Below are 21,111 nucleotides of genomic sequence, written 5' to 3' on the forward strand. Positions count from 1 at the left end.
GGCACCGGCGGCTCGTACAGGTGCCGGTGCAGCACGCCGAGGGCCGTGGAACCCGCGAACGGCACCTCCCCGCTGAGCAGTTCGTGCAGCAGCATCGGAGCACCTCTCCCTGACCCTGGGACTCATGGAGCGGTACACGCCCTGGGAGTACGCGCGGGCCGGCAAGGTCGAACTGACCGACGCGGGCGGCACCCTGGCGGGCCGCTACGCGCCCACGGTCCGCAACCCGATCGGCCGGCTCCCCGGCGGCGGGCTGGTCCTGGGCGTCGCGGACGTGGTCGTCGCCAACGACCCGATCACCGGTCAGGGCTCCAACTCGGCCGCCAAGTGTGCCGCCTCCTACCTCGCCTCGATCCTCGAACACGGCGAGAAGGAGTTCGACGAGACCTGGATGCAGGGGACCTTCGACCGCTACTGGAACACGGCCCAGCACGTCACCAAGTGGACGAACGCGATGCTGGCACCGCCGCCGGAGCACATCCTCAACCTGATCGGCGCCGCGGGCCAGCTCCAGCCGGTCGCGGACCGCTTCGCGAACGCCTTCAACGACCCGGCCGACTTCGAGAACTTCTTCTACGAGCCGGAGAAGACAGCCGCCTATCTGGCGTCGGTGACCGCGGCTGCCTGATCGGTCCCGTTCTCGGCCGCGGGCGCCAAAGCGCCCCGTAAGGGGCGCGGGGACCTGCGCGACCAGCCACGTTGGCGCCGCACCCGACCACCACCCCGTCGCGGCCTCCCGCGGAGCGCATACGCTGAGTCCATGACCCCGCAGGCCGCCACCCCCGCCTACCGCAGGCTGTCCGTCGAGGAGCGGCGCAGCCAGCTGCTCGACGCGGCCCTCTCCCTCTTCGCGCACCGCGTGCCCGAGGACGTCTCGCTGGACGACGTGGCGGAGGCGGCCGGGGTCTCCCGTCCGCTGGTGTACCGGTACTTCCCGGGCGGCAAGCAGCAGCTCTACGAGGCCGCGCTCAGGTCCGCGGCCGAGGAGCTGGAGCACTGCTTCGACGAACCCCGCGAGGGCCCGCTGCTGCCCCGGCTGTCCCGGGCCCTCGACCGCTACCTGACCTTCGTCGACCAGCACGACGCGGGTTTCAGCGCCCTGCTCCAGGGCGGCAGCGTGGTGGAGACCTCGCGGACGACGGCGATCGTGGACGGCGTACGACGGGCCGCCGCACAGCACATTCTCAGCCACCTCGACGTCGCCGACCCCGGTCGCCGGCTCCGGATGACCGTCCGGATGTGGATCACCGCGGTCGAGGCGGCCTCCCTGATCTGGCTGGACGAGGAGAAGCAGCCGCCCGTCGAGGAACTGCGGGACTGGCTGGTCGACCAGTTCGTCGCCGTGCTGAGCGTGACGGCGCGCCGCGACCCGCAGACGGCCGCCCTCGTCGACGCCCTCGCGGCGGATGGCTGAGACTGGTGCCGTGAAGAGTCAGGACACCCCCTTCGAGGGCGGCCCCATGGACGGGCGGGTGCTCCCCGTGCTGCTCGGCATGACCGGCCACCCCCCGAAGACGTACCGCATCCCGGTCCCGGATCCGGCCGGCGGCCCGCCCACCGTCCTGGTCTACCGGCGTGTCCCCCGCGGCCGCAGCAAACACCTGGGCCTGACGCAGGGCTGGAAGTACGTGTACGACCCGACGGGCAAGGGCGGCGGCACCGCTGGCGGCAGGCCGAAGTGGCCGTGGAGCAAGCGGGCCGCCACCGACGGGTGACATCGTTGCGCCGAACCGCGCACACGTACCGTACAAACCGGCCATACATGTCTGATTATCACGATGCGGCACGGAGGGTCCGTTCCGCATCGGAGGTGATGACGTGTCAGGAGGGCTTCTGCGCCTGGTCGGTACGGCCGTGGTGGCGGCCCAGGCCGTGCTCGTGCCGGTACCCGCGCTCGCCGCGCCCGACCCGCAGCGTCCGGTGGCCGAACTGCTGACGGATCTTCAGCGGCTCTACCGGGAGACCGAACAGGCCACCGAGGCCTACAACGCGGCCGAGGAACGCCTGGCACGCCAGCGCGCCGAGGTGACCCGCCTGGACGACGAGCTGGCCAGGGCCAGGCGCTCGCTGCGCACCAGCAGGACCGACGCGGGCCGGCTGGCCCGGGAGCAGTACCAGAACACCACGGGCATCTCCCCGTACATCCGGCTGCTCCTCGCCCGCGACCCGCAGCACGCCCTCGACGAGGGCCATCTCATCGGCGAGTTGGCGCGCCGGCGGGCCGAGGCGGTGGGGCGTCTCGCGGACGGCGAGCGGAAGCAGACCGATCTCGCCCGCAAGGCCCGCAAGGCGCTCGACACCCGACTCACCCTCGCCGAGGGCCAGAAGAAGCAGCGTGACGAGGTGAGGGCCCGGCTGTCCGACGTGGAACGCATGCTGGCGGCCCTCACCCCCGCCCAGCTCACCGCCGTCGCCGACCTGGAGCGGACGGACGCGGCCGCCGCCCAGCGGAACCTGGCCGCTTCGGGCGCCCTGAGCGCCACCACACCCCCGCCGTCCCAGGAGGGCGACCGCGCGCTGCGCTACGCGGTACGGCAGCTGGGCAAGCCGTACCAGTGGGGTGCGGCGGGCCCGACGTCGTACGACTGCTCGGGCCTCACCTCACAGGCCTGGGGCCACGCGGGCACCCGCATCCCCCGCACCAGCCAGGAACAGTGGGCGCACCTCCCGCACGTCCCCCTGAACCATCTGCGCCCCGGCGACCTCGTCGTCTACTTCCCCGAGGCCAGCCACGTGGCCCTCTACCTGGGCGACGGCAAGGTGGTCCAGGCCCCCCGCCCCGGCGCCAAGATCAAGGTCTCCCCGATCGCCGCCAACCCGATCCTGGGCGCGGTACGCCCGGACCCGGGGGCAAGGCCGTTGGCCCACTACACACCGCTGAGGCTTCCAGAAACGGCGACGGAAGGCCCGGACGACAGCTTCGGCACTTCACAGCCGACGGCACCTACACCTGCCTAGGGGCGCTGGGGGAGGAACTGCCGTACCCGACACTCAACCCAGCAACCCCGAGCTCTTCCACAACCGCCGCCCCGCCCCCCGCAGCACCCCGATGTCGTCCAGGAAGTCGGTCAACCGCTTCGCCCCCGTCTGCATGACCTCCCGCCGGTGCCCACTGGCCCGCACCTGCGCCACCGCCTCCCGCCGGTCCAGACCCACGTTCGTGTACACCTCGGGATTGACGAACGCCACCGAGAACACCCGGGCGAACTCCCCCGAGGTCACCCGGGTGAACTCCTGCGACCACCGCGGAGCGGTCACCATCTGCCGCCGCAGCTCCTCACGGGCGTACCGCACGTGCCGGGCCTCCTCGACCACGTGGATCCGCGTGACCCCACGGACCAGCGTCTGCACCCGCTCGTCGGGGAAGGTCAGTCGCTGCATCCAGTCCAGGACCTCCTCGCCCAGCAGCGTCGCCGTGAACGACCCCGGCGTGGTCGAGATGGTCTTGAACAGGCGCCCCAGGTTCTGGTGGGCCCGGCTCACCGGATACCAGGGCGCGTCCCCCCGCTCGATCAGCCGCGCGAACATCTTCGAGTGCCGGCACTCGTCCTCGATCTCGGTCAGTGCGTACCGCACGTGTGCGGAGGTCGCCGCCTTGTCGTAGACGTGCCGGACCAGCAACTGCATCAGGATCAGCTCGAACCAGATGCCGAGCGAGGCCAGCGCGGCGGCCTCGTGCTGCGACAGCAGGATCCGCTGCTCCTCGCTCATCCGCTTCCACATCGGCGTGTCGTACAGCGACACCAGCTCCGGCGGCCAGAACCACTTGCCGTCCTCGAAGGGCGCGTCCCAGTCCAGCTCCTTGTCCGGGTCGAAGGAGTGCTTCGCGGAGGAGACGAGCAGCCGTTCGGCCACCTGCTCGCGGTCCTTGAGCAGGCCGAGTGCGTCCCGCAGTCCGTCGACCGCGTCGGCTTCCGTCAGGGTCGTCATGGCTCCCTCACCTCGTTACCCGGGGGTACGTCGTCGTCCGGTCTTATGAGACCGCGTGTCAGCAAGACGGTCAATCCCCTGCGCGAGACTTGTTGACGCCGGATCTACCTCAACCCCGGCCCCGGACCGGAGCCTCAGAGCCCCAGCACCGCCCGCATCACCGCCCTGGCGATCGGCGCCGCGTCCCCGCCCCCGCTGATCTCCCCGCGGTCGGCCGCCGCGTCCTCGACGACCACCGCCACCGCGACCTTGGGCTCCACGTCCGTGTCCGCCTGCGCCCAGGACACGAACCAGGCGTACGGCACCCCGGAGTTGCCGAGACCGTGCTGCGCGGTGCCGGTCTTGCCGCCGACCGTGGCCCCGCGGATCGCCGCGTTGCCGCCGGTGCCCTCCTGGACCACGTCGACCATGAGTTCCTTCATACGCACGGCCGTCGAGGGGCTCATGACCTGCCGCGCCGGCCCCGAACCCCCCATGCCCACCGTCTCGCCGGTCGGCCGCTCCGTCCGCTCCACGAGGTACGGCGGCCGGGCCATCCCCCCGTCCGCCACCGCCGCCGAGACCATCGCCATCTGCAACGGGGTGGCCCGGGTGTTGTACTGCCCGATCGACGACAGCGCCAGCTGCGCCTTGTCCACGCGGGTGTCGAAGGTGCTGGTCGCCGCCGAGAACGGGATGCGCAGCTTCGTGTCGTTGAAGCCGAACCCCTGCGCGACCGTCGTCATGTCCGCGACCCCCACGTCCACGCCCAGTTTCGCGAAGACCGTGTTGCACGACCACTCGAACGCCTCCCGCAGCGAGGCGTCCCGGCAGCCGTCCCCCTCGTTGGTCAGCCGGGTCGTCGTGCCCGGCAGCCGGTAGGGGTCGGGGGAGTCGGTCGGCGCGTCCAGATCGGTGACCACCCCGGCGTCCAGGGCGGCGGCCGCGGTGACCACCTTGAACGTCGAACCCGGCGGGTACGTCTGCCGTACCGCCCGGTTGAGCATCGGCTTCTCCGGGTCGTCGTTGAGCCGCGCCCAGGCCGAGGCCACCCGGCTGTCGTTGCCGGACAGTTCGGAGGGGTCGTAGGAGGGGGTGGAGACCAGGGCGAGGATCCGGCCGGTCGCCGGTTCGATCGCGGCCACCGCGCCCTTGCGGGCGCCCAGGCCGCGGTAGGCGGCCTCCTGGGCGTACCGGTTCAGGGTGGTCACCACGTTCCCGCCGGGGGTCGGCACCCGGCTGCCGTCGTGCCACAGCGGGAACGGCGACAGCATCGGGTCGGTGCCGGCGAGCAGGCCGTCCTCGGCGTGCTCCAGGAACGTCGTGCCGTACAGCTGGGAGGCGAAGCCGGTGACCGGGGCGTACAACGGGCCCTGCGGATAGGTGCGTTCGTAACGCAGCTGCTCCCGGCTGTCCCGGGAGCCGGTGACCGCCTCGCCGCCGACCAGGATGTTCCCGCGGGGCAGACCGTAACGGGCGATCGTGGCACGGCGGTTGGCCGGGTTGCCGTCGTAGGAGCTGCCCTGTACGACCTGCACGCGGGCGGCGTTGACGAGGAGGGCGAACAGCAGCAGGGCGCACAGGGCGCGGGCCCGGCGGACGTACGCGGCGGTCCCCTGCTGCCGGCTCACGGGGCCACCCGTCCGTCGTAGTGCCTGCGGGCCGAGTCGCTCACCCGGATCAGCAGGGCGACGATCGCCCAGTTGGTGACCACCGAGGAGCCGCCCTGGGCGAGGAACGGCATCGCCATGCCGGTCAGCGGGATCAGCCCCGTCACCCCGCCCGCGATCACGAACACCTGGAGGGCGACGATCGAGGCGAGCCCGACCGCGAGCAGCCGGGCGAAGGGGTCGCGCAGGGCGAGGCCGGCCCGGTAGCCGCGTTCCACGAGCAGACCGTAGAGGAGGAAGATCGCCGACAGGCCGGCCAGGCCGAGTTCCTCGCCCGCGGTGGCCAGGATGAAGTCCGACTTGGCGGCGAAGCCGATGAGGACGGAGTGACCGAGACCGAGCCCGGCCCCGAGCACCCCGCCGGCGGCGAACGCGAAGAGGGACTGTGCGAGTTGGTTCGGTCCCTGCCCCGCGTCGATCGAGGCGAAGGGGTGCAGCCAGTCCTCGATACGGCCGTGCACATGCGGTTCCAGACGGCCGACGGCGACCGCGCCGACCACGGCGAGCAGCAGGCCGACGGCGATCCAGCCGGTGCGCCCGGTGGCGACGTACAGCATGACGACGAAGAGCCCGAAGAAGAGCAGCGAGGTGCCCAGGTCGCGTTCGAGGATCAGCACCCCGACGCTCACCAGCCAGATGGTGACGATCGGACCGAGCACCCGGCCCGTCGGGAACTGCATGAACCACAGGCGGCGGCCCGCGTAGGCGAGCGCGCCCCGGTTGGCGGCCAGGTACGCGGCGAAGAACACCGCGAGCAGCACCTTCGCGAACTCGCTGGGCTGGAGCGAGAATCCGGCGATCCGGACCCAGATCCGGGCCCCGTTGACGGCTGGGAAGAAGATCGGGAGCAGCAGCAGGACGAGGGCGGCGGCCACGCAGACGTAGGCGTAGCGCTGGAGGACGCGGTGGTCGCGCAGCATCAGCACGACCATGATGAAGAAGCCGACGCCCAGGGTCGACCAGACGAGTTGGGCGGGGGCCGCACGGTCGCCCGGGGTCTCCAGGTCCAGCCGGTAGATCAGGACCAGGCCGAGGCCGTTGAGCAGCACGCCGATCGGCAGCGGCAGCGGATCGGCGTACGGCGCGCGCAGGCGTACGGCGAGATGCGCGACGAGCGCGAGGAACCCGAGGCCGGCTCCGTAACCGGCGGCGCCGGGCGGGACGGTGCCGGTCCTGGCCACGCCGACCGCGCAGTAGCCGTACACGGAGAGCAGCACGGCCAGCACGATCAGGGCGAGTTCGACGCCCCGGCGCCGGGGGAGGCGAACGGGGGAGGCGGGGGCCTCTTTCGCCGCCAGGGTGGTTCCGGCCTTGGTCATGTCCGGAACTTACCCAAATAGCGCGAGATGTGTGCTGTGTGGATCGGCGCCAGCGTGGCGCGCGGGCCGGTGCCCCCGCCCACCCGCGGCCGCGCCACGCACCCGACCCCCTACGGGAGCGTCAGCACCGCCACCGCACCCCCGTCCACCGCGTTGGTGAACGACAGCCGTGCGCCCAGCACCTCCGCCTGCCCCGCCGCGATCGTCAGCCCCAGCCCGTGCCCCTTGGAGCCGCCCTCCGTCCGGAACCGCTGGGGACCGTGCGCCACCAGGTACTCGGGGAACCCGTCCCCGTGATCCCGGACGGTGACCTCCTTGCCCTCCACCGTCAGCACCACCGGCACCCGCCCGTGCCGGTGGGCGTTGGCCACGAGGTTGCCCAGCACCCGTTCCAGCCGCCGCCGGTCGGTCTCCACCCACACGTCCCGGACCACCTTGACCTCGGTCTCCGTCCCGGACACCTGCACCACCCGCTCGGCCAGCGCGCCCAGCGCCTCCGCGTCGATCTCCAGCCGCTCCCGGCCCGTGTCGAGGCGGGAGATCTCCAGCAGGTCCTCGGTGAGCGTGCGCAGCGCGGCCACCCGGTCCCGCACCAGCTCCGTCGGCCGCCCGGGAGGCAGCAGTTCCGCCGCCGCGTGCAGTCCCGTCAGCGGGGTCCGCAGTTCGTGCGCCACGTCGGCCGTGAACCGCTGCTCGCTCTGCAGCTTGCTCTGCAACGACGCGGCCATGCCGTCCAGCGCGGCGGCGACCGCGGCCACCTCGTCCTGCGGCCGGGTCGGATCCTTCGTACGGGGGTCGTCCACCCGTGCGTCCAGATCCCCGGCGCTGATCCGCCGGGCCACCTGCGCGGTGCCGTGCAGCCGCCGGGTCACCCGGGTCACCGCGAACGCGCCCACCAGCAGCGTGGCCCCGATGGCCAGCGCCGACGACCAGAGGATGGAGCCGTCGAGCGCGGCGATGGTGCGGGCCTGCTGGGAATAGTCGACGGCGACCGCCAGCACCCGGTGGCGGTCGGCCGGACCCGCCGCCCACATGAGGGGGCGGCCGTCGTCCTTGGAGACCATCGTGCCGCGCTCCCCGGCCAGCGCGAGCGCCCGCAGCGGCGACGGCAGCCCCCGCGGATCGACCCTGGCCTCCGGCACCAGCGTGTCCCCGGCCTCGAAGTCGCCGGTCGCCTCCGCGAGCCGGGACAGCGCCTGTTCGCGGGCCTGTGCCACGGTCTGGTCGGTCACCGACACGTGCACCAGCACGCCGAGGAGCGCGGCCAGCGCACAGCACATCACCGTGATGAACGCGGCCGACTTCGCCGCGAGCGTCCCGGCCCAGTGGGGGAGCCTCACCAGGCACCCGCCGAGGCCGCGGCCGACGTCGTGGGGGCGGAGGTCGGAGTGAAAGCCGGCGCCGGTGTGCGGTGATGCCGCCGCTTGCCCGTACGCATGAACTCGTCCCGCGAGAACACCATCGCCTTCCGGTCCGGGTCCCACGCCCAGGTCGTGCGGTACTCGTACCCGGTGATCCCGGCCGGCGACCGCACGATCACCGCGCGCCCGGCCAGCTCCACCCCGATGATCGCGTCGTTGTCGTCGAGCACCTGCACCAGCCGGTGCTTCTCGACGGTGTACACGCGCAACGCGGTCTGGTTCGTCGGATACAGCCGGAAGCCGAGCGTCAGCTCGTCCCGTCCGTCCCCGGTCAGGTCCCGGTAGTAGGGCTTCAGCAGCGGACACCGGTCGCCACCGCCCGCCGCCCCGCACGCCTTCATCCGGTTCACGGTCTCGTGGTACACCCCCTTGGACCCGTAGTCCGCGGGGTCGGAGGAGATCTCCGCGCGGACGACGGCCACCGGGTCCACCGCGCGGATGTCGTCCCCGGGCACCGTGATCCCTTTCACGGTGTGCCTGCTGCCCTCGTCGTACGGCCAGGCCGGACTGGACGCCGGCCGCAGATCGGGCCAGAGCTTCGCGGGACTGATCGCGGTCGGCGTCGCCCCCGCCCCGCGCAGCCCGCCGGAGTCGCCGCAGCCCGCCACCGTCACCGACAACAGGGCGACGGCGACCGCGGCGACGGCGCTGCGAAGGGGACGACGGCTCGGCACGCTGCTCCTGGCTCGGGTACGACGGGTGTCCGGGCCGGCGGATCGGGTGACGGCCCCGTACACCTTAGTCGTGGATTCGTATGGAAGTCCGTTTTGCGCCGGAGGCGCCGGTGCAGAGGAGAGGCTACTCGGCGAGTTCCTCAAGGAGACGGGCGGTCGACAGACCGGCCCGGAGATAGGCGACGAACAGCTCGTTGTGCAGCGCCCAGGGCGAGCGCCGGGCCCGTACCAGCCGGATCGCCTCGTCGGCCGTGCACCCCCGGTACAGCAGGGTCCCCGCGACCACCAGACCCGACCGGTTGTACCCGCTGTAGCAGCGCACCAGCACCGACCGCCCCGCGTCCAGGGCCTCGGCGGCCGCCCGGGCCAGCCGGATCACCCCCGCCAGCTGTGTTCCGTCCAGCGGTCCGTCGGGTATCGGCCAGACATGGTGTTCCACGCCCGCGTCGGGCCCGTGCCCGGGCACCCGCAGCAGACTCTGCACCAGATCGAACTCGCCCCGCACCACGGCGGGCTCCAGCCGCCCCGACCGCCCACGGAACTCATGACCGCCCATCCACAGCCCGGGCAGCACCTCGCTCCACGGACTGTCCGGAGCCGGGACCTCGTACTGCTCCCCACGGATCCGCACCGGCGCCTCCCCGCTGCGTGCGCCAACCCCAGTCAAAGGTAGCGGGGTTCTTGCCCCTGGAGCACCCCGCCTGTTCCCATGGTCGAGGGGTGATGTCGCAATGAGCGGACTGCGCGTCGTGCCGGCCTGGCGCCACGGCCAGGAGCGGCTGTACGTCTGCCTCACGGACGGACGGAACATCGCCTGGTACGACCGTGAGGCGGGCCGGGTCAACCTCCTCAGCGAGGAGCACCTGGACGACGTACTGGAGACCCTGCGGCCCTTCCTGACCGGCCCGGTCACGGTCGGCCCGCCACCCGTGCCCACGCCCGCCGAACTGGCCCGGCTGACCCTGCACCCGGACGACGACCTGGCGCCCAACCGCCCCGGCGAGGCGCTGCTGATCGCGATCGACCGGGACCCCGGCCCGTCCCACCGCCTGCGCCCCGACCCGCGCCGCCGCGCCCTGGCCGCGGAACAGGCCGTCGGCGACGCCCTGGACCGCCTGGACGGCGCAGGCTGGCACACCCTGCACTCCGTGCCGCTGCCCGGCGGCGACCGCATCCACCACCTGCTGATCGGTCCCGGCGGCATCTTCTGTGTGCACGCGCTCCCCGCCCGTAAGCAGAAGGTGCTGGTGGCCGACCCGATGGTCACCCTCGGCCGCCGCGATCCGCAGCCGCTGCTCCGCCGGCTGCGTGCCGACGCCGACCGGGCCTCGTACGCCCTCACGGCCGAGGTCCGCCCGATTCTCGCCCTCACCGAACCGGCGGACGTGACGGTGCTCGCGCCGCCCCGCGAGGCCCGCGTCCTGCGCGACCGGGACCTGCCGGACCTGTCCCGCCTGGGCGGGGTCCTCAAACCGGCGGACGTGGAGGCACTGCACGCGATGGCACGGGACCGCAACACGTGGGGGAGGGTGTAGGCCGCTCCGCGGGACGGCCGGGCGCCTGGGGGGGAGTGAGTGCTCACGGCAGGGGTGCCCGGCGCCCCGCGTCCAGCAGGGGGGCCAGCAGGTCGCCGTGGCCCTGGACGCGGGGAGCGATGTCCTCGGGCCGGAACACCAGCTGCCCCGCGGCCCGGCACTGCGCGATCTCCTCCCACGTCACCGGCGCCGACACCGTCGGCTCCCGCCGGGCCCGCACCGTGTAGGGCGTGGCCGTCGTCTTGCGCCCCGCGTTCTGGCTCCAGTCCACGAACACCTTCCCCGGCCGCAGACTCCGCGTCATCCGGTGCACCACCAGCCGCGGCATCGCCCGCTCCGCCTCCACCGCCAGCCCCTTCGCGTACTCGCTGACCCGCTCACTGCTCGCCCCCCGCACCCCCGCCAGCAGATGCAGCCCCTTCGACCCGGCCGTCTTCGCGTGCGCCTCGATCCCGTCCGCCGCCAGCCGTTCCCGGAGCCACAGCGCGACCTCGCAGCAGTGCACGACCGTGGCGGGCGGCCCGGGGTCCAGGTCGAAGACGATCCGGTCGGCCTCGTCCGGCGCCTGCGCGACCCACTGGTGCGTGTGGAACTCGGTGACCAGGTTCGCCGCCCACATCAGGCTCGCGAGGTCCTGCACCAGCACCATCCGCGCCGCCCCCTCCGACCGGCGCACCTCGGCCGTCGTCACCCACTCGGGCGTACCGGGCGGCACGTTCTTGGCGAAGAACACCTGGCCGTCGGGGCCGTCCGGGTACCGGAGGAACGACACCGGCCGGTCCCGCAGATGCGGCAGCAGCACCCCGGCCGTCGTCGCGTAGTAGTGCAGCAGCTCGCCCTTGGTGAACCCGGTCGCCGGATACAGCACCTTCTCCAGATTGCTGAGCGCGACCCGTCGCCCCTCCACCTCTGTGATCGGCGTCATACGATGACAATCTCATACAAACCGTACGACCCGGACGGAGGGAAGCCGCACGTGCGATCCATCTGGAACGGCGCGATCTCCTTCGGTCTCGTCAGCATCCCGATCAAGCTGGTGAACGCCACCGAGAGCCACTCGATCTCCTTCCGCCAGGTCCACACCGAGGACAACGGCCGCATCCGCTACCGCAAGTTCTGCGAGCTGGAGGACCGCGAGGTCACCCAGTCGGAGATCGGCAAGGGGTACGAGGACGCCGACGGCACGATCGTCCCGATCACCGACGACGACCTGTCCCACCTGCCCATCCCCACCGCCCGCACCATCGAGATCGTCGCCTTCGTGCCGGCCGACCGGATCGACCCGCTCCAGATGGACGCGGCGTACTACCTGGCTGCGAGCGGCGCCCCCGCCGCGAAGCCGTACACCCTCCTGCGGGAGGCCCTGAAACGCAGCCACAAGGTGGCCATCGCGAAGTACGCGCTGCGCGGCCGGGAACGCCTCGGCATGCTCCGGGTGGTCGGCGACGCCATCGCCATGCACGGCCTGCTCTGGCCGGACGAGGTCCGCGCCCCGGAGGGCGTCGCACCCGACGGCGACGTCTCCGTCCGCGACAAGGAACTCGACCTGGCGGACGCCCTGATGGACACCCTCGGCGAGGTCGACCTGGAGGACCTGCACGACGAGTACCGGGAGGCCCTGGAGGAGGTCATCGCGGCGAAGGCGGCCGGCGAGACCCCGCCGGAGTCCCCCGAGCCGGCCCCGGGCGGCAAGGTCCTGGACCTGATGGCGGCCCTGGAGAAGAGCGTACGGGCGGCGAAGGAGTCCAGGGGCGAGGAGGCGGAGGTGACGCCGCTGACCGGCGAGAAGCCCGCGTCGAGGGCGAAGAGGACGACGGCGGCCGGGAAGACGCCCGCGAAGAAGACCGCGAGCAAGTCGGCGGCCGCGAGCAAGTCGGCGGACGCGAAGAAGACGACGGCGAAGAAGACCACGAGCAAGTCGGCGACGGCGAAGAAGACGACGGCGAAGAAGACCACCCGCAAACGCTCGGCGTGAGAGTCGGCGTGGCCCTCTGGCCGCGCCTCTGGCCGGGCTCCGTCAGGCGGCTTTCTGGGAGGCGGCCGCGGCGGGGTGCAGGTCGTCGAGGGTGAGCCGGTGGGCCGGGGGATCCGGCAGGAGGGTCTCCTGGACGACGCGCAGTCCGGGGTCCACATGGAGCAGTTGCCCGGGCCCGAGCGGGCGCCAGTCGGCGTTCTCGTCCAGGCGCTCGCTGGCGACGACGACGGCGGGATGGTCGGTGAGGTGCGCCGAGTGGACGCGCATGCGGCCGTGGCTGCCGCTCTGGTCGAGGTGCCGACTGCCGTGCTGGCCGCCCGGCCGGCGCTCCAGGACGTAGAGGTCATGGGTGTCCGGGTAGCGCAGCGCCCACAGCTCCTGCGGGGTGGTGAGGATCAGGTTCAGGGCGTAGACGGGCAGGTTCGCGGCGATCCAGCGGGTGGCCTGCCGGATGCCCTCGGTGACGTCACCGCCGTGGCGCCGGGTCTCCCTGGTGATCAGGGCGAAGTACCGCTCGGAGTCGGTGTCGCCCCGGACCAGCGACCGGTCGTCGCCCAGGTGGGCATCGAGTGCGTCGAGGCCCTCGATGACCCCGTTGTGCGCGAAGAGGCGTCCGTCCTGCTCGAAGGGGTGGGTGTTGCGCATGTCGAGGCTGCCGGTGGAGGCGAAGCGTATGTGGGCGACGAAGGTCGCGGACTCCCGCTGCCGGGCCTCCTGCGCGAAGGCGCGGTCCCGGTAGGCCGCGATGGGCGCCTTGTCGACGTGCGGGGCGCCGTCCGGGCCGAACCAGCCGAGCCCGGTGCCGTCGGGATCGCGGTGGCTCTGCCGGCTGAGACTGTCGGGCGCGTCGAGGAGCCAGAACGTGGCGTGCGCGCGGAGCGGGGCGCTGCTGAGGCCGAAGAGGCGGCACACGGGATCCTCCCTGGGGCGCGTGGGACCCTTCGACGACCGTACCCCCACGGTGTGCGACGCGCGACGGTGTCACTGCACATCCGACGAGGCGAACTGCACGAACCGCTCCAGCACCTCCCGCGCCTGCGTGGCCAGCGCGCCCAGTTCCGTCTTGTCGGCCGCCTTGTGCAGGGTGGACGTGAGGGCGTATGCCTCCTGCGCGGTGTCGATCACCGGCCGCGCGCTCGCTATGAGCTGGACCCGGAACAACGCGTGCAGGGCGACCCCGCGAAGCCGGTGAGCCTCCGCACGGGCTTCGGGGTACGTGGTGGCACCGCCCGGATCCGCGTCCCTGCGGTGCCAGCGGTCCTGCTGCGCGCGCCGGAACTCCGTCAGCGCTCCGGCGAAGTCGCTGTAGACGGCCATCCGGTCCGCCCGGAGCTGCTGCTGACTCACGAACAGCCGCTCGCGCGCGGACGCGTTGCGCTGGAACGCATACGTGACGGCGGAGCCGAGCAACGTGCCCACAATGGCGATCAACGCCGAGATGACACCATCCACGCCGGTATCAGATCACACGATCATCGCTCCGACGGGCGTGGCCGTCCGGAGGCGGCCGTGGAGGACGCATCGGGATCTTTGTCGTATCGAACCTGGGACGGCGTTTTCGCCGGCCAGGCATAGGGGTTCTGATTCTGTGGGAGTCGTGGCCTGTCGGGTCGTCGTTCCCCGGGAGGTCGCGGATGCCGTCGGTTGTCGGACTGCTGGAACAGCACGAGGTCGCCGCTCGCCGTCGAGTCGACGGGCTGTGTGAGGAGGCCGACCGTATCCAGGCCGAACTCGCCGTGGCCGAGCAGGAGTGGCAGGAGTGGGCGATCGCCCGCAGGCGGGTCGATGTGGTCCTGGCTCCTGCCGGCGAGACGGAGGTCATCGAGGATCCGCACGACACGGACGCGCAGTTGGTGCCCCGGGTCGTGGCGAAACCGAGATCGCAGGTGCCGGTATGGCGTCAGGGGCCGGCCTGGTCGGTGCCGTCGGTGGACCACCAGCGCATCCTCGCGGTGTTCGCGGAGCGGGACCGGCTCCATCAAGAGCCGCTGACCTGCCAGGAGATGGCCGCTGTGTTCGGTATGGACGTGGTGCCGGCGCGAGTGGAGGCACTGCGGTCGAAGGCGAAACGCCTGGTCGCGCGCGGCTGGCCGGCCGAACCGGCGTCGGGGCGGTTCACGCTCGCCCGCGGCGTGAGCGGGCCAGGCTGCGGGTCATGTGTCGCTTCCTCGCCTGTCAGGCACAGGTCGTCTCCCTCGTACCCGGGCGGTATTTCCCGGACGCGCTGAATCCGTGCCCCGCGCGTATGTTGACTTCACGGGGTGCCGCTTTTGTCACGTCCCAGGAGGGCGTGGCGTGAGGACCCGCAAGCGGACTCGAGAGGAGCGCAACCATGCCCTTCGCCACCGCCGAGGACGGCACGCAGATCTTCTACAAGGACTGGGGCTCGGGCCGGCCCGTGGTTTTCTCCCACGGCTGGCCGCTCACTGCCGATGCCTGGGACCCTCAGATGAAGCTCATGGCGGACAACGGGTTCCGCGCCATCGCCCACGACCGGCGCGGTGGCGGCCGCTCCGGTCAGCCCTGGGACGGCAACAACCTCGACACGTACGCCGACGACCTGGCCGCGGTCATCGAAGCCGAAGACCTGCACGATGTCATTCTGGTCGGGCACTCCACCGGCGGCGGTGAAGTCACCCGCTACATCGGCCGGCACGGTACGGCACGGGTGGCCAAGCTGGTCCTGCTCGGCGCGATCCCGCCGCTGATGCTGAAGACGGAAGCCAACCCCGAGGGCCTGCCGATCGAGGTGTTCGACGAGATCCGCCAGGGTGTGCTCACGGACCGATCGCAGTACTACAAGGACCTCAGCGCACCGTTCTACGGTGCAAACCGCGAGGGCTCGACCGTCTCCCAGGGAACGCGGGACGAGTTCTGGCTCTGGAGCATGACGGTCGGAATCAAGGGCGCCTACGACTGCATCAAGGCGTTCTCCGAGACGGACACCACCGAGGACCTGAAGAAGGTCGACGTGCCGACCCTCATCGTGCACGGCGACGACGACCAGATCGTGCCCATCGTCTCCGCGGGCGACAAATCATCTGAAATTGTCAAGGGTGCGCAGTACAAGGTTTACGAGGGCGCACCTCATGGCCTTGCGATGGTGCCCAAGTACGCCGAGATCTTCAACAAGGACCTGCTCGAGTTCGCGCGCAGTTAGCGGCGGCCGCCCCCGAGTTGTGTTTTCCGACAACCGCCCTGGTCAGTCAGTGCCGGGACAGCTGCCGAGAACGAGTACGCGTGAGTTGGGCAGCTGGGCGAACAGCCCCAGCCTTCTCGGGTTCGGGGCTTCGTCGTGTACAGGCCACGCTTTCCAAGCCGCTGGTTGCCGGATGCACCTGCCGCGTCGATTCTCTCTTCTCTGCTGCGCGGGCGCCTCACCAGTCCCGTCCGATTCGCCCTCTACGCAGGGACGTGCGGAGTGCCGACCCTCGCTGTATGGGGGCTCCCAAGAAGTCGACGCGCAGGCTTGACGGGGTACGGCTGCTGTGTCCGTACTGCGGTCTGCCCCAAGAGCGGGTGGCGACGCTGGAGCACGACTTCGTGCTGCTGGAGCCGGACATGGCGCCGCTCGCTCACGTCGTGCCGGCGGAGCACCGATGGATCGAGACGTCCGACGGGAGAGTGACGGTGTACGGCGTCTGTCCGCCCGACCCGTTCCAGCGCTGCCGCATCGAGCATCGCCTGGCCTGCCCGGAGCAACGCCTGCCGGACCTGTGGCCGTGGTTGACGAGTCTGCGCGGGGAGAACGCGCGCCAGGCCGAGCGGCTGAACGAGCCCGAGCCGCCCAGTCCTCCCGAGGAGTGGCCGGACGCCGGATGACGGGCACCGGCGAAAAAGCTGAGGTGACACGCGGCGACGATGCGAGTGCACAACCCAGAGCAGGCGGAGACCACGGGCGGTCTCACCGAGGGGACTTCAGGGCCCCCTGCCATGGCCGGAGCCGCCGGGGCAATCTTCCGGAGAACGCGGAACCCCAGGTCCGTGGTGCGGGGTTCTGCAGTGCTCCGCGTCTTGCGGTCACCGCAGGTCGTGGTCCGCGTCTGAGAGCGTCCGGTCGGCCAGGGCCTGCTGTCCGCTGCTCTGGGCGAAACCGATCAGCTCCTCAGGGCTCCAGCTGAGCCGACCGCTGCGCAGATCGTCGGTGACGGCGCGGATCCAGTCCAGCTCTGCGGCGGTCATGGCGCGCAGATACTCCCCTTCGAGCATGGTCACTCGCGGCAGGCCGTGGATCTCCCGCTGCCCGGCCAAGGACTTGTCGTGTGCGTCGAGGGCTCCGGCGACGGTCGCCGCGCGCTGTTCCAGCACGTCGAGCGCCTCGTCCGGGGCGAGCATGAGGACGAACGAGAGCGCGGCGGGGAACTGCGGGAACTCCTGCTTCGGCGCGCTGAGCATCTCGCCCAGCCAGACGCGCATGGTCGAGCGCCCCTCGTCGGTCAGCTCGTACACCGTCCGCTCGGGGTACTGCTGGTCGCGACCGGTCTCCCGGACCGTGACCAGGCCCGCCGAGAGCAGCCGGTCGATCGTCCGGTAGAGGCTCGCGCGCTGGCCGACGTTGACGACCTGGTCCTTCCCCCACTGCTTGATCAACCTCTGGATTCCGTAGGGGTGCAGCGGCTGGAAGTGCAGCAGGGCCAGCACGGTCAGGGCCAGCGGGGAGCTGCGGGAGGGGGCGCTCATGCCCGCATATTACCCTCACCGAGACTAGTTGACATGAGACTAGTCTCACTGCGACTATCGAATCGGCAAGGGAGAACACGAACCACGAGCGGACGGAGACCGCGGAGATGACCACCACCCGCACGGAGACGACCGGCGCCACCGAGCGCATTCACGCCGACCACGCCATGGCCAAGCGGCTGGGCAACTGGACCCGCGCCGGACACATCCAGGTACGCGCCCGCCGGGGCCTGGCCGTGCTCGACCTGCGTTCGCCGGACCTGCCCGACGACATCGAGCTGCGCGTGGAACTCCAGCGCGCCACGATCAAGCTGCTGGTGCCGGACGACGCCGTCGTCGAGCACTGGGACCTGCGCTGGACGGCCCGCGGCAAGGTCAAGGACGCGCAGGGCCGGACCGCCGGGGAACCGGCCCTCGCCGGTGCCCGGCGGATCCGCCTGACCGGCGTCGCAACCGACAGCGAGGTGCGCGTGCACCGCGGCGGCATCGCGGTCCTCAGCGCCATGTGCTCCCGCGCCTATCTCCAGGACCTGCGGCTCGCACACCGGACCGGCGGCCATCCGACCGTCGACGACCCGGCACGCTCCCGCGTCCGCTGAACACCCGGCCCAGCACGGGGAAAGGGGCAGTCCCATGAGCGTGATCAAGACGGCGGCCGTCATCGGAGGCGGCATAGCCGGACCGGTGACCGCCCTCGCACTGCGCAGGGCAGGCATCGAAGCGACCGTCTACGAGGCCTACGAGAACAACGCGGACGGCATCGGCGGCATGCTGATGGTCGCCCCCAACGGCCTCCACGCCCTCGAAGTCGTCGGTGTGGCCCAGGCCTTGGCCGGTCAGCCGATCCACCGTATGGCCATGACCGACGGACGGGGCCGACGAATGGGCGAGTTCGGCGGACTGGCAGGCCTGCCGCCCAGCCAGGTGATGTGGCGTGCCGACCTCTACCGGGCGGTGCGCGAGCGGGCCGACGTGACGGGCGTACGGACCGTCTACGGCAAACGGCTGGCCGGGGCCGAGCAGACCCCGGCGGGTGTCACCGCCGAGTTCGCCGACGGGACCCGGGTGACCGCGGACGTCCTGATCGGGGCCGACGGCATCCGGTCGACGGTGCGGCAGCTGATCGACCCGGCAGCGCCCGGCCCCCGGTACGCCGGCCTGCTCGGCTTCGGTGCGTACTCGAAGGCGGAGGTCCCTCAGGCACGGCCGGACACCATGTACTTCGCTTTCGGCGAGCACGCGTTCCTCGGTTACTGGCCCGTGCCCGGCTCAGGCACCGCCTGGTTCGCCAACCTGCCGTACGACGAGCCGCTCAGCGCGGAGCAGGCCCGCGCGACGCCGTCGGCCGCATGGATGCGGATCCTGCGGGAGAAGTTCGCCGGGGACGTGCCCGGCCGCGACCTGCTCCGGGGCACGGGCGACGACGAACTGCTCACGTTGGGAGGGCTGGAGACCTTGCCTTCGGTTCCGAAGTGGTACCGGGGACGGATGGTCCTGGTCGGCGACGCGGCCCACGCGCCGTCCTCCAGCTCCGGACAGGGCGTGTCCCTCGCGGTGGAGAGCGCGGTGCAACTGGCGCGGTGTCTGCGGGACGTCCCCGACGTGCGCGCGGCCTTCGCCACGTACGAGCAGCTGAGGCGGGACCGGGTGGAAAAGGTCGCGGCCCAGGCCGCGAGGACCAACAGCCAGAAGTCGATGGGCCCGGCCGCGACGAAGATCACGGCCCTGCTGATGCCGCTGGCGACCCGGACGTTCCTGAAGCCGGAGAAGATGTTCGGCTGGACGCACCGGTACCGGATCGACTGGGACGCGCCTGTGACACCCGCCTGACGCGCAGGCACCTCGTCCCGTTCGGCAGGGCCGAGCGCGCCTTCGAGCGCACGCTCGCTCTCGGCGCAGGCGAGAAGGCGGTCGGCGCGTTCGACGATCGGCCCTGGCCTTCCAGGAACCAATGAGGTCGATCAGGGGGGCACGGCCACCGTGTTCCGGGAGGGGTGCCCTGTGAGGTTCTCGGGGCGCAGGATCGTGTCGAGTTGGTCGACGGTGAGGAGACCGGCCTCGGCGGCCAGGTCCTTGATGGTTCGGCCGGTGGCCAGCGCCTGGCCGGCCAGAGTCGTGCTGGCGGTGTAACCGATGTGCGGGGCGAGCGCGGTGACGAGCCCGATGGAGCGGTGGACGCTGTCGTGGAGGTGTTCGCGATTGGCCGTGATGCCGGGTATGCAGCGGGTGGCGAGGGTGTCGCAGGCGGCGCGCAGGTGGGTCAGTGAGCGCAGCAGGCTGTAGGCGATGACGGGTTCGAAGGCGTTGAGCTGGAGCTGTCCCGCTTCAGCGGCCATGGTGACGGTCAGGTCGTTGCCGATGACCTCGAAGGCGACCTGGTTGACGACCTCGGGGATCACCGGGTTGACCTTGCCGGGCATGATCGACGAACCGGCCTGCACCGGTGGCAGGACGATCTCGCCGAGGCCCGCGGTGGGCCCGGACGAGATGAGGCGCAGGTCGTTGCAGGTCTTGGAGAGCTTGACCGCGACCCGTTTGAGGACGCCGGAGAGCTGAACGAAGGCGCCGCAGTCCTGAGTGGCTTCGATGAAGTCGCCCGCGGGCCGGACGGGCTCGCCGCTGATCCGCGTGAGGTGCGCGCAGGCGAGTTCGGCGTAGCGGGGGTGGCCGTTGATGCCGGTGCCGATCGCGGTGCCGCCGAGGTTGGCCTCCAGCAGGAGGGAGGCGGCCTCGGTGAGGCGCTGGCGGTCTTCCTCGATCATGACGGCGTAGGTGGTGAATTCCTGGCCGAGCGTCATGGGGACGGCGTCCTGGAGTTGGGTGCGGCCGATCTTCAGGACGGCGCCGAACTCCGCTGCCTTCGCGGTGAAGGTCCCGGCCAGGACGGCCTGCGAATCGACGAGCCGACGTAGCGAGGTGACGAGCGCGAGGCGTACGGCGGTGGGATAGACGTCGTTGGTGCTCTGGCCCAGGTTGACATGGTCGAGGGGGTGGATGACCTCGTAGGAGCCGCGGGGGTGGCCGAGGATCTCCAGGGCCCGGTTGGCGATGACTTCGTTGGCGTTCATGTTCGTCGAGGTACCGGCGCCGCCCTGGACGGGGTCGACGACGAACTGGTCGCTGTGGCGACCGCGGCCGATTTCCTGGCAGGCGGTGATGATCGCTTCCGCGAGGTCCGGCGCGAGGAGCCCGAGTTCGAGGTTGGCGGTCGCGGCGGCCTCCTTGACCGCGGCCAGCGATGCGATCAGGTCGGGGAACTGGGCGATGGCGGATCCGGTGATCGCGAAATTCTCCACGGCCCGCACCGTGTGCACGCCGTAGTAGGCGTCGGCCGGGACCTCCTTCTCGCCCAGCAGATCGTGCTCGATGCGCGTGCCCTGTGGCATCTGTGCTCCTCGCTTCTCTTCGCGGGTCCCCTTGACAGGCCGCCGCTCCACGGCACAGTCTTACCGCCCAATACGCAGAGCGCAATATATTGGATGTGACAGGAGGCCTCATGAACACCCCGGAGACCCCAACCACCAGCACAGACGAAGACGCAGGGCCCCAGGCGGGAAAGGGCGCCAGGATCGCGCGGCGTTGCCTTCGGCCGCCGATCGGCGTGCAGTCGGTCATCGCCGTCGGACTCGGGTCCCTCCTGGGAACGCTCGCGCCGAGCGCGGGCGAACAGATGAAGATCCTCGGTGACGTCTTCCTCAACCTGGTCCAGGTCGTCGTCCTGCCCCTGGTCTTCCCGCTCATCGTGCTGGGCATCGCCCGCATGGAGTCGGTCAAGAAGGTCGGCCGGATCGCGGGCAAGGCAATCCTCTACTTCGAGCTCGTCACCGCGGTCATCCTGGTGATCGCGGTGGGCCTGGCGAAGGTCACGGGAATCGGTAAGGGTGCCCCTGTCCAGAGGGCTGACGCCAAGGACCTGGACGGTCTGACT

At 71.3% G+C, this 21,111-nt stretch carries 22 protein-coding genes and 1 pseudogene; 12 read left to right on the forward strand and 11 right to left on the reverse strand.

Going from position 1 to position 21,111, the window contains the following annotated elements; all coding sequences use genetic code 11:
* Nucleotides 1-94: 94 nt before the first annotated feature.
* The 4 genes and pseudogenes from ABZ646_RS16750 to ABZ646_RS16765 form a co-directional block, all read left to right on the forward strand.
* Nucleotides 95-628 (forward strand): annotated as a pseudogene (locus tag ABZ646_RS16750) (FAD-binding oxidoreductase); the annotation flags it as partial.
* Between the two features lie 132 nt (nt 629-760).
* Nucleotides 761-1,414, forward strand: a complete 654-nt coding sequence (locus tag ABZ646_RS16755; RefSeq protein WP_360518919.1) for a TetR/AcrR family transcriptional regulator — start codon at nt 761-763, stop codon at nt 1,412-1,414.
* The gene (locus tag ABZ646_RS16760) at nt 1,407-1,715 is read left to right on the forward strand and encodes a hypothetical protein (protein WP_360518922.1); all 309 of its coding nucleotides are present in this window, start codon (nt 1,407-1,409) and stop codon (nt 1,713-1,715) included. The genes ABZ646_RS16755 and ABZ646_RS16760 overlap by 8 nt, the downstream gene beginning before the upstream one ends.
* 103 nt (nt 1,716-1,818) lie before the next feature.
* The gene (locus ABZ646_RS16765; RefSeq protein ID WP_360518925.1) at nt 1,819-2,958 is read left to right on the forward strand and encodes an NlpC/P60 family protein; all 1,140 of its coding nucleotides are present in this window, start codon (nt 1,819-1,821) and stop codon (nt 2,956-2,958) included.
* A gap of 33 nt (nt 2,959-2,991) precedes the next feature.
* Here ABZ646_RS16765 and ABZ646_RS16770 read toward each other — a convergent pair whose 3' ends face one another.
* The 6 genes from ABZ646_RS16770 to ABZ646_RS16795 form a co-directional block, all read right to left on the reverse strand.
* Nucleotides 2,992-3,930: a diiron oxygenase gene (locus tag ABZ646_RS16770; RefSeq protein WP_360518928.1), complete on the reverse strand. Its 939-nt coding sequence runs from the start codon at nt 3,928-3,930 to the stop codon at nt 2,992-2,994.
* 134 nt (nt 3,931-4,064) lie between these two features.
* On the reverse strand, nt 4,065-5,540 hold the full coding sequence (locus ABZ646_RS16775; protein ID WP_360518931.1) for a penicillin-binding transpeptidase domain-containing protein: 1,476 nt from the start codon (nt 5,538-5,540) through the stop codon (nt 4,065-4,067).
* Entirely contained in the window at nt 5,537-6,898 is a 1,362-nt protein-coding gene (locus ABZ646_RS16780; protein WP_360518934.1) for an FtsW/RodA/SpoVE family cell cycle protein, read from the reverse strand. The genes ABZ646_RS16775 and ABZ646_RS16780 overlap by 4 nt, the downstream gene beginning before the upstream one ends.
* A gap of 110 nt (nt 6,899-7,008) precedes the next feature.
* Entirely contained in the window at nt 7,009-8,178 is a 1,170-nt protein-coding gene (locus tag ABZ646_RS16785) for a HAMP domain-containing sensor histidine kinase (RefSeq protein WP_360518981.1), read from the reverse strand.
* A gap of 56 nt (nt 8,179-8,234) precedes the next feature.
* A complete protein-coding gene (locus ABZ646_RS16790; RefSeq protein WP_360518937.1) occupies nt 8,235-8,993 on the reverse strand; it encodes a hypothetical protein in 759 nt (252 codons plus the stop codon).
* A 124-nt stretch (nt 8,994-9,117) separates the two neighbouring features.
* Entirely contained in the window at nt 9,118-9,624 is a 507-nt protein-coding gene (locus ABZ646_RS16795) for a protein phosphatase (protein WP_360518940.1), read from the reverse strand.
* A 100-nt stretch (nt 9,625-9,724) separates the two neighbouring features.
* On the opposite strand from ABZ646_RS16795, the gene ABZ646_RS16800 reads away from it, so the two are divergent.
* On the forward strand, nt 9,725-10,528 hold the full coding sequence (locus ABZ646_RS16800; RefSeq protein WP_360518943.1) for a nuclease-related domain-containing protein: 804 nt from the start codon (nt 9,725-9,727) through the stop codon (nt 10,526-10,528).
* A gap of 43 nt (nt 10,529-10,571) precedes the next feature.
* Here the strand turns inward: ABZ646_RS16800 and ligD are convergent, their stop codons facing one another.
* Nucleotides 10,572-11,453 carry a non-homologous end-joining DNA ligase gene (gene ligD, locus ABZ646_RS16805; protein WP_360518946.1) on the reverse strand — a complete coding sequence of 294 codons (882 nt, stop codon included), beginning with the start codon at nt 11,451-11,453 and terminating at the stop codon, nt 10,572-10,574.
* Between the two features lie 51 nt (nt 11,454-11,504).
* Between ligD and ABZ646_RS16810 the strand changes: the two genes are divergently transcribed.
* A complete protein-coding gene (locus tag ABZ646_RS16810; RefSeq protein WP_360518949.1) occupies nt 11,505-12,503 on the forward strand; it encodes a Ku protein in 999 nt (332 codons plus the stop codon).
* Nucleotides 12,504-12,545: 42 nt separating this feature from the next.
* Here ABZ646_RS16810 and ABZ646_RS16815 read toward each other — a convergent pair whose 3' ends face one another.
* On the reverse strand, nt 12,546-13,415 hold the full coding sequence (locus tag ABZ646_RS16815; protein WP_360518952.1) for a class II glutamine amidotransferase: 870 nt from the start codon (nt 13,413-13,415) through the stop codon (nt 12,546-12,548).
* A 69-nt stretch (nt 13,416-13,484) separates the two neighbouring features.
* Nucleotides 13,485-13,934, reverse strand: a complete 450-nt coding sequence (locus ABZ646_RS16820; RefSeq protein WP_360518955.1) for a hypothetical protein — start codon at nt 13,932-13,934, stop codon at nt 13,485-13,487.
* A 203-nt stretch (nt 13,935-14,137) separates the two neighbouring features.
* Here ABZ646_RS16820 and ABZ646_RS16825 point away from each other — a divergent pair, with 203 nt between their 5' ends.
* The 3 genes from ABZ646_RS16825 to ABZ646_RS16835 all read left to right on the forward strand — a co-directional run bounded on the left by ABZ646_RS16825 (nt 14,138) and on the right by ABZ646_RS16835 (nt 16,325).
* Nucleotides 14,138-14,731, forward strand: coding sequence for a hypothetical protein (locus tag ABZ646_RS16825; RefSeq protein ID WP_360518958.1), 594 nt, complete (start codon nt 14,138-14,140; stop codon nt 14,729-14,731).
* Between the two features lie 104 nt (nt 14,732-14,835).
* A complete protein-coding gene (locus ABZ646_RS16830) occupies nt 14,836-15,663 on the forward strand; it encodes an alpha/beta hydrolase (RefSeq protein WP_360518961.1) in 828 nt (275 codons plus the stop codon).
* A 278-nt stretch (nt 15,664-15,941) separates the two neighbouring features.
* The gene (locus ABZ646_RS16835; RefSeq protein WP_360518964.1) at nt 15,942-16,325 is read left to right on the forward strand and encodes a DUF6083 domain-containing protein; all 384 of its coding nucleotides are present in this window, start codon (nt 15,942-15,944) and stop codon (nt 16,323-16,325) included.
* A gap of 198 nt (nt 16,326-16,523) precedes the next feature.
* Here the strand turns inward: ABZ646_RS16835 and ABZ646_RS16840 are convergent, their stop codons facing one another.
* A complete protein-coding gene (locus tag ABZ646_RS16840) occupies nt 16,524-17,183 on the reverse strand; it encodes a PadR family transcriptional regulator (RefSeq protein WP_360518967.1) in 660 nt (219 codons plus the stop codon).
* A gap of 107 nt (nt 17,184-17,290) precedes the next feature.
* Here ABZ646_RS16840 and ABZ646_RS16845 point away from each other — a divergent pair, with 107 nt between their 5' ends.
* Together ABZ646_RS16845 and ABZ646_RS16850 are read left to right on the forward strand one after the other, a co-directional pair.
* Nucleotides 17,291-17,782, forward strand: coding sequence for a hypothetical protein (locus ABZ646_RS16845; RefSeq protein WP_360518970.1), 492 nt, complete (start codon nt 17,291-17,293; stop codon nt 17,780-17,782).
* A gap of 34 nt (nt 17,783-17,816) precedes the next feature.
* Nucleotides 17,817-19,013, forward strand: a complete 1,197-nt coding sequence (locus ABZ646_RS16850; protein WP_360518973.1) for an NAD(P)/FAD-dependent oxidoreductase — start codon at nt 17,817-17,819, stop codon at nt 19,011-19,013.
* A 131-nt stretch (nt 19,014-19,144) separates the two neighbouring features.
* On the opposite strand, the gene ABZ646_RS16855 is transcribed toward ABZ646_RS16850, so the two are convergent.
* Nucleotides 19,145-20,569, reverse strand: coding sequence for an aspartate ammonia-lyase (locus tag ABZ646_RS16855; protein ID WP_360518976.1), 1,425 nt, complete (start codon nt 20,567-20,569; stop codon nt 19,145-19,147).
* A gap of 110 nt (nt 20,570-20,679) precedes the next feature.
* Here ABZ646_RS16855 and ABZ646_RS16860 point away from each other — a divergent pair.
* Nucleotides 20,680-21,111 (forward strand): cation:dicarboxylase symporter family transporter (locus tag ABZ646_RS16860; protein ID WP_360518978.1); only part of this gene is annotated, 432 nt, incomplete at its 3' end.

Source organism: Streptomyces sp. NPDC007162, from assembly GCF_040634175.1.
GTDB lineage: Bacteria > Actinomycetota > Actinomycetes > Streptomycetales > Streptomycetaceae > Streptomyces.